This is a genomic window from Pseudomonas sp. ASL4 (assembly GCF_056680395.1).
In genome coordinates, this window is sequence record NZ_CM155280.1 from 1,242,474 (window position 1) to 1,254,082 (window position 11,609).

Annotated in this window: 14 protein-coding genes and 1 pseudogene; 10 read left to right on the forward strand and 5 right to left on the reverse strand. The window is 56.2% G+C overall.

What is annotated here, in order from left to right; genetic code table 11:
- Window positions 1-11 precede the first annotated feature (11 nt).
- The 5 genes from AC1MEW_RS05530 (at window position 12) to AC1MEW_RS05550 (ending at window position 3,556) form a co-directional block, all read left to right on the forward strand.
- Complete coding sequence (locus tag AC1MEW_RS05530) at window positions 12-1,175, forward strand: phosphoglycerate kinase (protein WP_201198473.1); 1,164 nt, start codon at window positions 12-14, stop codon at window positions 1,173-1,175.
- Window positions 1,176-1,209: 34 nt separating this feature from the next.
- Window positions 1,210-1,431, forward strand: coding sequence for a hypothetical protein (locus AC1MEW_RS05535; protein ID WP_201198471.1), 222 nt, complete (start codon window positions 1,210-1,212; stop codon window positions 1,429-1,431).
- A 56-nt stretch (window positions 1,432-1,487) separates the two neighbouring features.
- Complete coding sequence (locus tag AC1MEW_RS05540; RefSeq protein ID WP_131060609.1) at window positions 1,488-1,820, forward strand: MliC family protein; 333 nt, start codon at window positions 1,488-1,490, stop codon at window positions 1,818-1,820.
- Between the two features lie 262 nt (window positions 1,821-2,082).
- Complete coding sequence (fba, locus tag AC1MEW_RS05545) at window positions 2,083-3,147, forward strand: class II fructose-bisphosphate aldolase (protein ID WP_054044249.1); 1,065 nt, start codon at window positions 2,083-2,085, stop codon at window positions 3,145-3,147.
- A gap of 160 nt (window positions 3,148-3,307) precedes the next feature.
- Window positions 3,308-3,556 carry a helix-turn-helix transcriptional regulator gene (locus tag AC1MEW_RS05550; protein ID WP_480425625.1) on the forward strand — a complete coding sequence of 83 codons (249 nt, stop codon included), beginning with the start codon at window positions 3,308-3,310 and terminating at the stop codon, window positions 3,554-3,556.
- A gap of 85 nt (window positions 3,557-3,641) precedes the next feature.
- On the opposite strand, the gene AC1MEW_RS05555 is transcribed toward AC1MEW_RS05550, so the two are convergent.
- Both AC1MEW_RS05555 and AC1MEW_RS05560 read right to left on the reverse strand, forming a co-directional pair.
- The gene (locus tag AC1MEW_RS05555) at window positions 3,642-4,010 is read right to left on the reverse strand and encodes a hypothetical protein (RefSeq protein WP_480425626.1); all 369 of its coding nucleotides are present in this window, start codon (window positions 4,008-4,010) and stop codon (window positions 3,642-3,644) included.
- A gap of 171 nt (window positions 4,011-4,181) precedes the next feature.
- A pseudogene (locus tag AC1MEW_RS05560) lies at window positions 4,182-4,583 on the reverse strand (transposase); the annotation flags it as partial.
- 245 nt (window positions 4,584-4,828) lie between these two features.
- Between AC1MEW_RS05560 and AC1MEW_RS05565 the strand changes: the two are divergent.
- Entirely contained in the window at window positions 4,829-5,047 is a 219-nt protein-coding gene (locus AC1MEW_RS05565) for a hypothetical protein (protein ID WP_480425628.1), read from the forward strand.
- Window positions 5,048-5,145: 98 nt separating this feature from the next.
- Here AC1MEW_RS05565 and AC1MEW_RS05570 read toward each other — a convergent pair whose 3' ends face one another.
- Both AC1MEW_RS05570 and AC1MEW_RS05575 read right to left on the reverse strand, forming a co-directional pair.
- Window positions 5,146-5,439, reverse strand: coding sequence for a fructose-bisphosphate aldolase (locus AC1MEW_RS05570; protein ID WP_480425630.1), 294 nt, complete (start codon window positions 5,437-5,439; stop codon window positions 5,146-5,148).
- 555 nt (window positions 5,440-5,994) lie between these two features.
- The gene (locus tag AC1MEW_RS05575) at window positions 5,995-6,663 is read right to left on the reverse strand and encodes a polysaccharide lyase family 7 protein (RefSeq protein ID WP_201198465.1); all 669 of its coding nucleotides are present in this window, start codon (window positions 6,661-6,663) and stop codon (window positions 5,995-5,997) included.
- Between the two features lie 322 nt (window positions 6,664-6,985).
- Here AC1MEW_RS05575 and AC1MEW_RS05580 point away from each other — a divergent pair, with 322 nt between their 5' ends.
- Genes AC1MEW_RS05580 through AC1MEW_RS05590 form a run of 3 tightly spaced genes read left to right on the forward strand, consistent with a single transcriptional unit; the run spans window position 6,986 to window position 9,967 of the window.
- Entirely contained in the window at window positions 6,986-9,109 is a 2,124-nt protein-coding gene (locus tag AC1MEW_RS05580; RefSeq protein ID WP_201198463.1) for a putative bifunctional diguanylate cyclase/phosphodiesterase, read from the forward strand.
- Window positions 9,110-9,154: 45 nt separating this feature from the next.
- Entirely contained in the window at window positions 9,155-9,646 is a 492-nt protein-coding gene (locus AC1MEW_RS05585; RefSeq protein WP_201205052.1) for a M48 metallopeptidase family protein, read from the forward strand.
- 24 nt (window positions 9,647-9,670) lie between these two features.
- Window positions 9,671-9,967, forward strand: coding sequence for a winged helix-turn-helix domain-containing protein (locus AC1MEW_RS05590; protein WP_123369167.1), 297 nt, complete (start codon window positions 9,671-9,673; stop codon window positions 9,965-9,967).
- A gap of 132 nt (window positions 9,968-10,099) precedes the next feature.
- On the opposite strand, the gene AC1MEW_RS05595 is transcribed toward AC1MEW_RS05590, so the two are convergent.
- Window positions 10,100-10,552, reverse strand: a complete 453-nt coding sequence (locus tag AC1MEW_RS05595) for a GNAT family N-acetyltransferase (protein WP_201198461.1) — start codon at window positions 10,550-10,552, stop codon at window positions 10,100-10,102.
- Window positions 10,553-10,809: 257 nt separating this feature from the next.
- On the opposite strand from AC1MEW_RS05595, the gene AC1MEW_RS05600 reads away from it, so the two are divergent.
- A complete protein-coding gene (locus tag AC1MEW_RS05600; RefSeq protein ID WP_201198459.1) occupies window positions 10,810-11,547 on the forward strand; it encodes a substrate-binding periplasmic protein in 738 nt (245 codons plus the stop codon).
- The last annotated feature ends 62 nt before the right edge of the window (window positions 11,548-11,609 follow it).

The following is an 11,609-nucleotide window of genomic DNA, read 5'->3' on the forward strand; positions in this document are numbered from 1 at the left end:
AATTGCGACCCATGACCGTGTTGAAGATGACCGACCTCGATCTGCAAGGTAAGCGCGTACTGATCCGCGAAGACCTCAACGTCCCAATCAAGGACGGTGTTGTCACCAGCGATGCGCGTATCCTGGCTTCGCTGCCGACCATCAAGCTGGCCCTGGAAAAAGGCGCGGCCGTGATGGTCTGTTCGCACCTTGGCCGTCCGACTGAAGGCGAGTTCTCGGCCGAGAACAGCCTCAAGCCAGTCGCCGACTACCTGAGCAAGGCCCTGGGCCGTGAAGTGCCGCTGGTGTCCGACTACCTGGGCGGCGTTGACGTGAAGGCCGGCGACATCGTGCTGTTCGAAAACGTACGCTTCAACAAAGGCGAGAAAAAGAACGCTGACGAACTGGCCCAGCAATACGCCGCCCTGTGCGACGTGTTCGTGATGGACGCCTTCGGCACCGCTCACCGTGCCGAGGGTTCGACCCACGGCGTGGCCAAGTTCGCCAAAGTCGCTGCTGCTGGTCCGTTGCTGGCCGCTGAACTGGACGCACTGGGCAAAGCCCTCGGCGCCCCGGCCCAGCCAATGGCAGCGATCGTTGCCGGTTCCAAGGTCTCGACCAAACTCGACGTGCTCAATAGCTTGAGCCAGATCTGCAACCAGTTGATCGTTGGCGGCGGCATTGCCAACACCTTCCTGGCTGCTGCCGGTCACCCGGTGGGCAAGTCGCTGTACGAGCCTGATTTGCTGGACACCGCCCGAGCCATCGCTGCCAAAGTCAGCGTGCCGCTGCCAGTGGACGTTGTGGTTGCCAAGGAATTCGCTGAAAGCGCGACTGCGACCGTCAAGCTGATCGCTGACGTAGCCGCCGACGATATGATCCTGGACATCGGCCCACAGACCGCGGCGAATTTCGCTGAGCTGCTGAAGTCGTCCAAGACCATTTTGTGGAACGGCCCGGTGGGCGTATTCGAATTCGACCAGTTCGGTAACGGCACCAAAGTCCTGGCCCACGCCATCGCGGAAAGCTCGGCGTTCTCCATCGCGGGCGGCGGCGACACCCTGGCTGCCATCGATAAATATGGCGTTGCCGATCAGATCTCCTACATTTCTACCGGTGGTGGCGCCTTCCTCGAATTCGTCGAAGGCAAGGTTCTGCCAGCCGTTGAAGTCCTGGAAAGCCGGGCCAAGGCCTGAGGCCACCCAAATGACCAGGCAAAGGAGTGTTTACATGGTCAGGACGCTAGCGCTGTTGATCGTCGCAGGTTCCCTGGCGGCTTGCGGGAGTAACCCGAAAGCCACGCCGGAACCCGCGCCGTCTGCGTCGGATAAAGGTTGCTACCAGGCCGACTGGCAGGCAGAAACCAACCCGGTGCTCAACAAGCGCTCCGGGCCGGATGGCCTGGACAAATACGAGACACAGACTCCCGCCAAGGAACGTGGCTGCCCTTGACGGGGCTGACTCTTTACTCAAGGCCGGCGGCGTGCGCCGTCGGTCGAGGAACACGGATGAAAGGTTTTATCGCCGTCATGGCGTTGGCGTTGCTGGCAGGTTGCTCAAATTTCAACCTGTTCAAGCCTGCCGAATCGACGGACAACTGGACCACCTGGACCTGCGACAGCCAGGCCAAAGTGCTCTGGCGCTACACTGACGACAGCCGCAAGGAAGTCGACGTGCGCCTCGGCGGAGCCGATCAGGTCTACCGCTTGAAGCTTGAGCCGGGCGCCGAAGGGTCGCTTTACAGCAATGACATGCTGGCGTTTCACGTAAAAGGTGAGGAAGGCCTGGTGTACTGGGTCGCCACCAACGATTTGATTGGCCGCGGCTGTAAAGCGCAGTAAGGCGATTGATTTGATTCACGGAGAACCCAATGTGGGAGCGGGCTTGCTCGCGAAGGCGGCGGGTCAGCTTGCATCAATGTTGAATGTTGAACCGCATTCGCGAGCAAGCCCGCTCCCACAAAGGTTCTGTGTAGGTTCTACAGATTTTTGCAACACCGAATGAGCGGACCGGACCAACCCCCGATCTGCAATAACTTGAATAGCCGCCGCCGCTACGGCAGGCTGGCATGATTAACGACCCAAACCGGGAGAGACACACACAATGGCACTTATCAGCATGCGCCAGATGCTGGACCACGCAGCCGAGTTCGGCTACGGCGTTCCAGCCTTCAACGTCAACAACCTTGAACAGATGCGCGCCATCATGGAAGCCGCTGACAAGACTGACTCCCCGGTGATCGTCCAGGCTTCGGCCGGTGCCCGCAAATACGCAGGCGCCCCGTTCCTGCGTCACCTGATCCTGGCGGCAATCGAAGAATTCCCGCACATCCCGGTGTGCATGCACCAGGACCACGGCACCAGCCCTGACGTCTGCCAGCGCTCCATCCAACTGGGCTTCAGCTCGGTGATGATGGACGGTTCCCTGGGCGAAGACGGCAAGACCCCGACCGACTACGACTACAACATCCGCGTCACCCAACAAACCGTGGCCATGGCTCACGCCTGCGGCGTTTCGGTAGAAGGCGAGCTGGGCTGCCTGGGTTCGCTGGAAACCGGCATGGCCGGTGAAGAAGACGGCATCGGCGCCGAAGGCGTTCTGGATCACAGCCAAATGCTGACCGACCCGGAAGAAGCCGCTGACTTCGTCAAACGCACCCAAGTCGACGCCCTGGCCATCGCCATCGGCACCAGCCACGGCGCCTACAAGTTCACCAAGCCGCCTACCGGCGACGTGCTGGCCATCGACCGCATCAAAGAAATCCACAAACGCATCCCGAACACCCACCTGGTGATGCACGGTTCGTCTTCCGTGCCACAAGACTGGCTGGCGATCATCAACCAGTACGGCGGCGACATCAAAGAAACCTACGGCGTCCCGGTTGAAGAAATCGTCGAAGGCATCAAGCACGGCGTGCGCAAGGTCAACATCGACACCGACCTGCGTTTGGCATCCACCGGTGCGATGCGTCGCCTGATGGCCACCAACCCGAGCGAGTTTGATCCGCGTAAGTTCTTCGGCGCGACCGTGACGGCGATGCGTGATGTGTGTATCGCGCGTTATGAAGCGTTTGGTACGGCGGGTAATGCTTCGAAGATCAAGCCGATCTCGTTGGAAGCGATGTATCAGCGGTATTTGAAGGGTGAGTTGAACGCTAAGGTTAACTAAGCCCGAGCGTTAAACAGCGTTGAAGAGAAACCCGCCGAGAGGCGGGTTTTTTTTGTGGATTTTTCACTTTCAGAATGGGCTGACATAAGAGCACAGAGATGTCACTTATAGTGGGCATAGCGAAGGAATCGACCCGAAAAGTCCGTTATAGGTGACATGCATGATCCTGTACAGCCCACCAGTTTTTGCTGAGAGACTACGTCAATTACGCCGTGCCAAAGGTTACAGTCAGCAGCAACTGGCACAGAGAGCTAGGTGCAACCGCAAAACTATAGTGGCGTTGGAGTCCGGTGAAAATGTCGCGTTGTATACGGTATTTAGAGTCTTAACGGCTTTGGGGATGTCGCTTGAGATAGTGGATAACGGAATCGACGTTAAGGCTCTAGCCGAGTTAGTTGAGCCCAATTAGCAGTCAATCCGCTCAGCCAAAAGCTAGGATAGGGGGGGGCGGATTAAATAAATCAGCCCCTTTTGTGCTCTCGCTTTTCTCCCCGTTAGTCGTATCCAAGCTGGAAGTTCGGCCCGACCTTTTTGAAAGTGAACTTGCCTAGAGCTGTTCCGTTTTCGTAAATCGTCCCAGACAGCGGATCGTAAGCATCATTGTCCGTCTGTAAGCCAAAATTAAGTTCGCCGGAAGAGAAGGTCAGCGTTAAACCGGGCTTTTTAAATTTGTACCACCCGTCTTGTATCGCATTTTTTGAGTTGCTGGAATAGTCATCAACCTTTTGGAAATAACCCTCAATTTTTCCAGAGTCGTATTCCGCGGAGCTAATTACAATTTTGTAGTACTCCTCAGATCCTGGCCTTAGCTCCTCTGTCATACCGAAAATAGCGCCCTCCAATACTGTGTTTTTCTTAACCATGACACGCTCTCCTGAAAATTAGAAAAGGGGGTAGGAAAAGGGGCGGATTTATTTGTCTGTTCTTTTCCTTTTTTGTGTTTCATGGTGAATGTTAGGCGGCAGTGATTGTGTTGGCATCTGTAAGATTTGACAGTTTTTTAGAACTTTTTGTTATTGATATTAGCTGGGCCGAGGGTAGTCCTTTGCACGTTGAACCATTTGCGCTCGCACCGGGTTGAGTTCGATGTATCGGCTACAGGACAGCAAGTACGTATCGGTTTGTACGACGCTGGATTTGTAGCGGCTCTCCCACAGTGTGCCCGAGCGTCCTTCCAGTTTGTTGCGGTACTGCGTCATTCGACCCGCCAAGCCTTTCATCGCGTTCCCGAGGGCCGAGAGAGTCACTTGGTGCAAGTAGCAAGTGGACATGATTGGTCATAAGACAAAATGCGTAACCTTCACATCAAAGACGGTTTTGAGTTCTTGAAAATCAACCAGGTAACGTTCGAAATCGCTCTTTTTGGCGAAGACCATCTCTTTGTGCACGACATGATGCGGATAATTTGGTAATACAATGTGTGCCGTTCTGGGCATATAGCCACCTACATCCGTGTATGTTTTAGGACGCGTAGAAGATGGTGAAAAAAATAGGCTATGGATTTGCAGTAAGGTTTTTTGCCTTGGCTCTTTGCTTTGTTATCGCAAAATTGTATTAGGAACTGTTATTTCTTACAGGTGTTTTGTGAGGGTAGGCCGTTTATCGTTAGAGGTAGAGAGGGTGCATAAATAAATCTGTCCTCTTTTTATATTTTTTATATTTCTATCCAAGGATGTCTATCATGGCAGCTACTAAATACACTGGCACAGTGGTATCGTTTTCACGGCGCACTGGCGGGAGTGTGGGAGATTACACAATTACTATAAAGCCTGATGCAGTTGGAGAAAATATTACATTTGGCGGGCAAGATCAGGGCACAACGTATTCTGTTGGTGATAAGGCGACATACTATAGTGTGGTGAATTTTGGGGTGACTATCTACTCAATTTATCCGCTGTAAGATTTACCAGTTGTGATGCTGTGGAAGTGGCAGTTCGTTTGATAATGGCTTGGAAATAAAAACCCGCATTTATGCGGGTTTTTACTGTTAAAGGTTTATTAAGGCGTTTTAGGCGTATCAAACCCACGCTGCTCAATCACTCGAAACACATCATGTACATCCTGAACCATGATCCGGGCAATGTTGGTGACGGTGTTGATGTCGTTCTCGGCGTAGTCCGGCAGGCTGGTGCAGGCCATGAGGTTTAGGTATTTGAGGACGGCGTTGAGGCGTTCGCTGACGCAGTTGTGAAGTTCGCGGATCGGGGCGTTGTTGTCGATGAGCAGGACGGGGTAGTCGGTGGCAAATTGGGACATGGGGGTGAAGCGGCGAGGCGATTGTTGATTGGTCATGGAAAATCCTTAACTCGAGAAAGAATTGACCACCGTTTGCTGCGAAACAAATTGGGTGGCAGCTGTGCGCGGGTTCGCAGACCGAGGAGTTAAGACCCGGCAGACCCGAGGGTCTCCCACGCACAGCCGCCATATAAAAGCCGAACATAGGCAGACGTCGCCTATGTCGGATTTTGACGGTTGTGGCTTTAACTCGGTAGGGCTGCGAAACCCTATCGCCGACTGCTGTCAGCGACGGGGCGAACTATAAGCGGCGATTTTGGTGGCTGCAACCGGGGTGTAGGACCGTAGTGCAGTCATTGTGGCGAGGGGGCTTGCCCCCGTTCGGCGGCGCAGCCGGCGTAAACCGGGCGTTGTGGTGTGGCTGTAGGAATGCGGTGGCAGATGGATGGGGCTGCTTCGCAGCCCGGCGGGAGCAAGCTCCCTCGCCACGATGGGTGGTTTCCTACAGGATTTGCGGAAGGCTTGAGAGTGATGGGGGCTGCTGCGCAGCCCAACGGGGGCGAGCCCCCTCGCCACAGCAAGCCCCTCGCCACAATGATCGGCGCCAATGACTTACTTGTCGTGATCAATATCCAGCTTGCTGAATGTCACTTTCCCGCCTTCGCTGGTGTACCCGGTGTTGTCCTGCACATAGACCCCAGCCTTGAAGTACAGCGGCTTGTCGCGCCATGTCGCGCTGATGTCGGTGTCCCACTGATAACCCGCGGCGCTGATGCCCAACTGACCGCCAGGGCTCAGGTGAATGAGGTAGTTAAACTCCTGATCCAGCTTCACGCCGCTAGCGATGGTGATGACCCGACCCTCGCCGTCATCAGGGTGCATGCGCACTTTGGCGACGATGTTGCCGGTCTGTGTGCTGGTCTTGAACTGGTACTCAAGCTTGATCAAGGGTTTCTGGCTTTCATAGGCGTGGATCTGGCCAATGACGATCTTGCCGGAACTCGGCACCTGATTGACCACAAGGGTGGCACGCAGCGAATTATCGGCTTCCGGGTAGAGCCAGTTACGCAGGGTGCCGTTGCTGTAGGTTTCGCGAAGTTCGGTGCGGGGGTATTTTGCGTTTTCGGTTTTGGAGCCTGTGACCGGTGACCAGAAAAACAGGGTGCCGGTATTGGAATGGAAGTATTGGTCCTTGAAACCGTCCACCAGTTTGGCTGTTTCAACGGTGTACGGCGGATTGCCGACAGGAACACTAAGGTTCCATGTTGCGAGATCGATCATAGACAAAGTTTCCACAAATTCATGCTGCACACCCGTGCCAATAGCTCTAGTACGGGGCTTGGAGGGGTGCCTTTATAAGCGTAGTCGGTAACTTTGTTAATGCCCATTTGGCAGATGATTGGCGTCAATATCCTGTCAAAACGCCATCTTTCCCGGTTTCAGGGGGCTGTAGAGCCGACCGTTAGTCGGCTTATGGACGCTTTGGTTAAATGATGGCGCGATGACACCTACTGCTTTTGCGCATCCGGGTCTAGAGTGAAGGCTCAGTATTTGTCCGGTTTTCACGAGAAACCGGCCTGTCGCCCCGAACAAGAGAAGCAGCATGGAATGCGCGCAACCCACGCCAGGTGAAGGCAACTCTGTCCTTTTGATTGTTGATGATTACCCTGAAAACCTGATCAGCATGCGCGCCTTGTTGCAGCGCCAGGACTGGCAGGTCATGACCGCCGCCTCGGGCTTCGAGGCACTCAGTTTGCTCCTTGAACACGAAGTCGACCTGGTGCTGCTGGATGTGCAGATGCCGGGCATGGACGGCTTTGAAGTCGCGCGGTTGATGCGTGGCAGTCAGCGTACCCGTCTTACGCCAATCATTTTTCTCACCGCCAACGAACAGTCCCAGGACGCCGTGATCAAGGGTTATGCCAGTGGTGCGGTGGATTACCTGTTCAAACCCTTCGACCCGCAAATCCTCAAGCCCAAGGTCCAGGCGTTGCTTGAGCATCAGCGCAACCGTCGGGCGTTGCAGCGCTTGAGCCATGATCTGGAAGTGGCTCGTGCCTTTAACGCCTCGGTGCTGGACAACGCCGCCGAAGGCATTCTGGTGGTGGGCGAGGACGGCCTCATTCGCTTTGCCAACCCGGCGATGTCGCGGCTGCTCAATGCCACGGTCAAGGATTTGCAGGGCCGGGAGTTTCTGGATTTTCTGCAAAAGCCGCATATTCCGATCTGGTCCGATTCCGACCTGTATATCGGCTACAAACGCGGTGAAACCCTGCGCCTGCACGACGCGCTGCTGCGCACGGCGCCGGGCCAACAAGTACCGGTGGCGTTGTCCTGTGCGCCATTGCCCTCCGAGCAGCACGCGATGGTGGTAACGGTGCTGGACATGTCGGTGGTGCGGCACCTGCATCAGCAACTGGAGTTCCAGGCCGTCACCGATCCGCTGACCGGGCTGCTCAATCGGCGGGGCTTTTACCAGACCGTGGAAAACCTGCTGCTGCGCGGCGAACGTTCCGATAGCGCCTGGGTGTTGCTGTACCTCGACCTTGACGGTTTCAAACGGGTCAATGATTCCCTTGGTCACGATGCCGGTGATCGGGTGTTGCGCTGGGTGTCCGAGCAGTTGAAGTCTTGCCTGCGGCCCTTCGATATTCTGGCGCGCATGGGCGGCGATGAGTTCACGGCGCTGCTGGATCTGGAGTTCCCCGAACAAGCGGCGAAGATTGCCGAGAAGCTGATCGAGCGAGTGTCGATCTGTCAGCAGATCGAAGGGTTGGACATCGCCCTCGGCGCCAGCATCGGCATTGCCACGTACCCGGATTGCGGTTCGAATCTCGACGGTCTGTTGCGGGCGTCCGACATTGCGATGTACGAAGCCAAACGCGCCGGGCGTCAGCAATATCGCTTCTACGATCACGAAATGAATGGCCGGGCGCGCTCGCGTTTGATGCTTGAAGAAAGCGTGCGCACGGCCATTGAAAACCGTGATTTCAACTTGGTATATCAACCGCAAGTGGCAATCAATGGTGGACAGATTCGCGGCTTCGAGGCGTTGCTGCGCTGGCAGCATCCGAGTGTCGGCGATGTTCCACCGGGGTTGTTTTTGCCATTACTGGAAGAGGCGCGGTTGATCAGTCGACTGGGCAGCTGGATCTATCACCGCAGCGCCAAGCAGCGCAAAGCCTGGGAAACCTTGTTTGCCGAGGATCTGGTGGTAGGGGTGAGTTTGAGCAGTACGCAGTTCGGTATGCCTAACCTGGTCACAGAGTTACGCCAAGTGCTGGAGCGCCATGGCTTGCAGCCGCGCCAGATGGAGGTTGAGGTCACCGAGGAGGCGTTGACGATCAACCCGGATGAAACCCGCAAGCAGCTGCGTTTACTGCACAACCTCGGCGTGAGGGTAGCGCTGGACGACTTCGGCTCGGGGCCATGTTCGCTCTCCCATCTACGGGATCTGGAACTGGACACCCTCAAGCTCGACCGCCATCTGATTGCCCGGTTGCCAGAGTCGTCACGGGACGCGTCGCTGGTGCGCACGGTTATCGATCTGTGCAAGGAGTACGGTCTGCTGGTGATCGCCGAAGGGGTGGAAACGGTTGCGCAATATGAGTGGCTGCAGGCCAATGGCTGCGAGTACGTGCAGGGATTCCTGGTGGCGCGGCCGCTGACGGCCGAAGACGCGGGTGAGTTTGTGCAGCCCTTCGACTGGAGCGCGCTACCCAGCTGAATTCGCTACACTGGCGACCTTTTCGTGATTCGTGTTGCCTGCCCAATGACCGCGTTGAAATACCTCCAGGCCTACCCCGCAGCGTTGCAGGACCAGGTGCGCCAGCTGATCGCTGAAGGTCGGCTGAGCGACTACCTGAGCCAGCGTTACCCGCAGAAACACGGCGTGCAAAGCGACAAGGCGTTGTACACCTATGCCCTGGACCTGAAGCAGGAATACCTGCGTAATGCCCCGGCCATCGACAAGGTGTTATTCGATAACCGCCTGGACCTGACCCATCGCGCCCTCGGCCTGCACACCACGATTTCCCGGGTGCAGGGCGGCAAGCTCAAGGCCAAGAAAGAGATTCGCGTTGCTTCGCTGTTCAAGGAAGCGCCGTCGGAGTTTTTGAAAATGATCGTGGTGCATGAACTCGCGCATTTCAAAGAGTCGGATCACAACAAGGCGTTCTACAAGCTGTGCGAACACATGTTGCCGGGGTATCACCAGGTCGAGTTTGATTTGCGGGTTTATCTGACTTGGCGGGATATGCAATAAAAGATCAAGATCAGGAGCATATGGATGGATGTCAGCAAGACCAAAAGCAGCTTCTACCGCCGGCTATACGTGGCGTACCTGATCGACAGCGGATTGGCCAGCAGTGTCCCGGCATTGACCGAAGTGACCGGCATGCCTCGGCGCACAGCCCAGGACACCATCGCGGCGCTGGCGGATCTGGATATTGTGTGTGAGTTCGAGCAGGAAGACGGCGCGCGTAACCATGCGGGGCGTTATCGGATTCGTGAGTGGGGAGCGATTGATCGGGGTTGGATTGAGCGCAATTTGCGGCAGATTAAAGCGGTGTTGGAATATCCCTGAGATTTCGTGGCGCCTGTTCTGACGCCTTCGCGGGCAAGCCTCGCTCCTACGGTATGTGCGCAAATCATGCGAGCAACCGAAATTCTGTAGGAGCGAGCGGTGCGGCGATCCGACTTGCCCGCGAAGAGGCCCTCAGGAACGACGCATCCCGATGTGCGGAATGCCATCCTCGACATACTCCTCTCCCGCCACCACAAACCCGTACCGCCCGTAATACCCCTGCAAATGCGCCTGGGCCGAGAGATAGATCGGCACCTCAGGCCAGCGCTTTTCAGCCTGCTTTAATGCCTGGTCCATCATTTCATGCCCCAGCCCCTGGCCACGACTTTCTGGCGCGGTCACCACCCGACCGATCACCACATCGCCACCCTGCAGCTCCGGGTCGAGCAAACGCAGATACGCCACCAGCCGTTCGCCATCCCACCCCATCAAATGGCAGGTGTCGCCTTCCAGATCCTGGCCATCGACATCCTGGTAGACACACTGCTGCTCGACGACGAATACCTCGGCACGCAGTTTCAAAAGGGCATACAGCTGTTCTTTACCCAGATCGCTGTGATGTTTGCAGACCCACTCAATTGTCATCTTCACATTCCTTGAACAACGTCCCTCAGATACTAAGCGCCCTGACGAAAGATGTCTTGATGGCAGAGCAATCTGTGACAAAGGCCAAAATGCCATCATTCATTTCGTGCGGTGTTGTCTTCTTTGTGTAATCTGCAAGTAAGCGCTGTGCAGTGGCTTCAATGAGCTAAGGTTTAGTACCGGCAAGTCGGTAACGAAGTCTTGGAGTTTTGGCTGAAAAACACGTCGGGCAGCCCGCCCGCTAAGGATTTTCTAGCATGCCGCGATTGCATCGAGCTTTTGCTTTGATTGGATTGCTGTTGCTGACTCAGTACGCGGCAGCGGAAAAGCTGCGTCTGGTGGCCGATGCCTGGCCGCCCTTTACCGATGCCACGCTGGTCAATGGTGGGTTGGCCACGGACATCGTCAGTACCGCGCTGGCCCGGGCCGGCTATGCCAGCGATTTCGAGCAGGTGCCCTGGGCGCGAGCCTTGCTGGGGGTGGGCGAGGGTCGTTACGACGTGCTGGTCAACGCCTGGTACAACGACGAGCGCACCAAGCTTGGCCAGTTTTCCGATGAGTACTTGCTCAACCGCGTGCGCTTCATCAAGCGCAAAGACGCGCCGATCGAATACAACAACCTTCAGCAACTGCACACCTACCCGATCGCGGTGGTGCGGGGTTACGCCTACTCATCGGAATTCGATGAGGATGCAGCGTTGCAGAAAGTCCCTGTACATAACTTCGCCATGGCCGTGCGCATGCTCGCGGCCGACCGGGTCAAGCTGACCCTGGAAGATGAGTACGTCGCCCGCTACTACCTGGCGCGTGAATCGGCCAAGGTGCGTAACTCGGTCGAATTTTTACCCAAGCCGCTGAGTGAAAACAGCCTGCATATTCTGGTCAGCCTGAAGAACCCGGAGCATGAGCAAATTGTGGCGGGTTTTGATCGGGAGATTGCGGCGATGAAGGCGGATGGGAGTTATGAGCGGTTGATGAAGCAGCATGGGATGTGAGGGGGCAGCGGCAAGCTTCAAGCTTCAGGCTGCAAGTTGATTGGCGGTGTGGCTGGCCTCAT

Bases quoted from the DNA above. Each gene is read 5' to 3' on its own strand.
- AC1MEW_RS05530 (WP_201198473.1), top strand. From the start codon at position 12: ATGACCGTGTTGAAGATGACCGACCTCGATCTGCAAGGTAAGCGCGTA.
- AC1MEW_RS05535 (WP_201198471.1), top strand. From the start codon at position 1,210: ATGGTCAGGACGCTAGCGCTGTTGATCGTCGCAGGTTCCCTGGCGGCT.
- AC1MEW_RS05540 (WP_131060609.1), top strand. From the start codon at position 1,488: ATGAAAGGTTTTATCGCCGTCATGGCGTTGGCGTTGCTGGCAGGTTGC.
- fba (WP_054044249.1), top strand. From the start codon at position 2,083: ATGGCACTTATCAGCATGCGCCAGATGCTGGACCACGCAGCCGAGTTC.
- AC1MEW_RS05550 (WP_480425625.1), top strand. From the start codon at position 3,308: ATGATCCTGTACAGCCCACCAGTTTTTGCTGAGAGACTACGTCAATTA.
- AC1MEW_RS05555 (WP_480425626.1), bottom strand. From the start codon at position 4,010: ATGGTTAAGAAAAACACAGTATTGGAGGGCGCTATTTTCGGTATGACA.
- AC1MEW_RS05565 (WP_480425628.1), top strand. From the start codon at position 4,829: ATGGCAGCTACTAAATACACTGGCACAGTGGTATCGTTTTCACGGCGC.
- AC1MEW_RS05570 (WP_480425630.1), bottom strand. From the start codon at position 5,439: ATGACCAATCAACAATCGCCTCGCCGCTTCACCCCCATGTCCCAATTT.
- AC1MEW_RS05575 (WP_201198465.1), bottom strand. From the start codon at position 6,663: ATGATCGATCTCGCAACATGGAACCTTAGTGTTCCTGTCGGCAATCCG.
- AC1MEW_RS05580 (WP_201198463.1), top strand. From the start codon at position 6,986: ATGGAATGCGCGCAACCCACGCCAGGTGAAGGCAACTCTGTCCTTTTG.
- AC1MEW_RS05585 (WP_201205052.1), top strand. From the start codon at position 9,155: ATGACCGCGTTGAAATACCTCCAGGCCTACCCCGCAGCGTTGCAGGAC.
- AC1MEW_RS05590 (WP_123369167.1), top strand. From the start codon at position 9,671: ATGGATGTCAGCAAGACCAAAAGCAGCTTCTACCGCCGGCTATACGTG.
- AC1MEW_RS05595 (WP_201198461.1), bottom strand. From the start codon at position 10,552: ATGACAATTGAGTGGGTCTGCAAACATCACAGCGATCTGGGTAAAGAA.
- AC1MEW_RS05600 (WP_201198459.1), top strand. From the start codon at position 10,810: ATGCCGCGATTGCATCGAGCTTTTGCTTTGATTGGATTGCTGTTGCTG.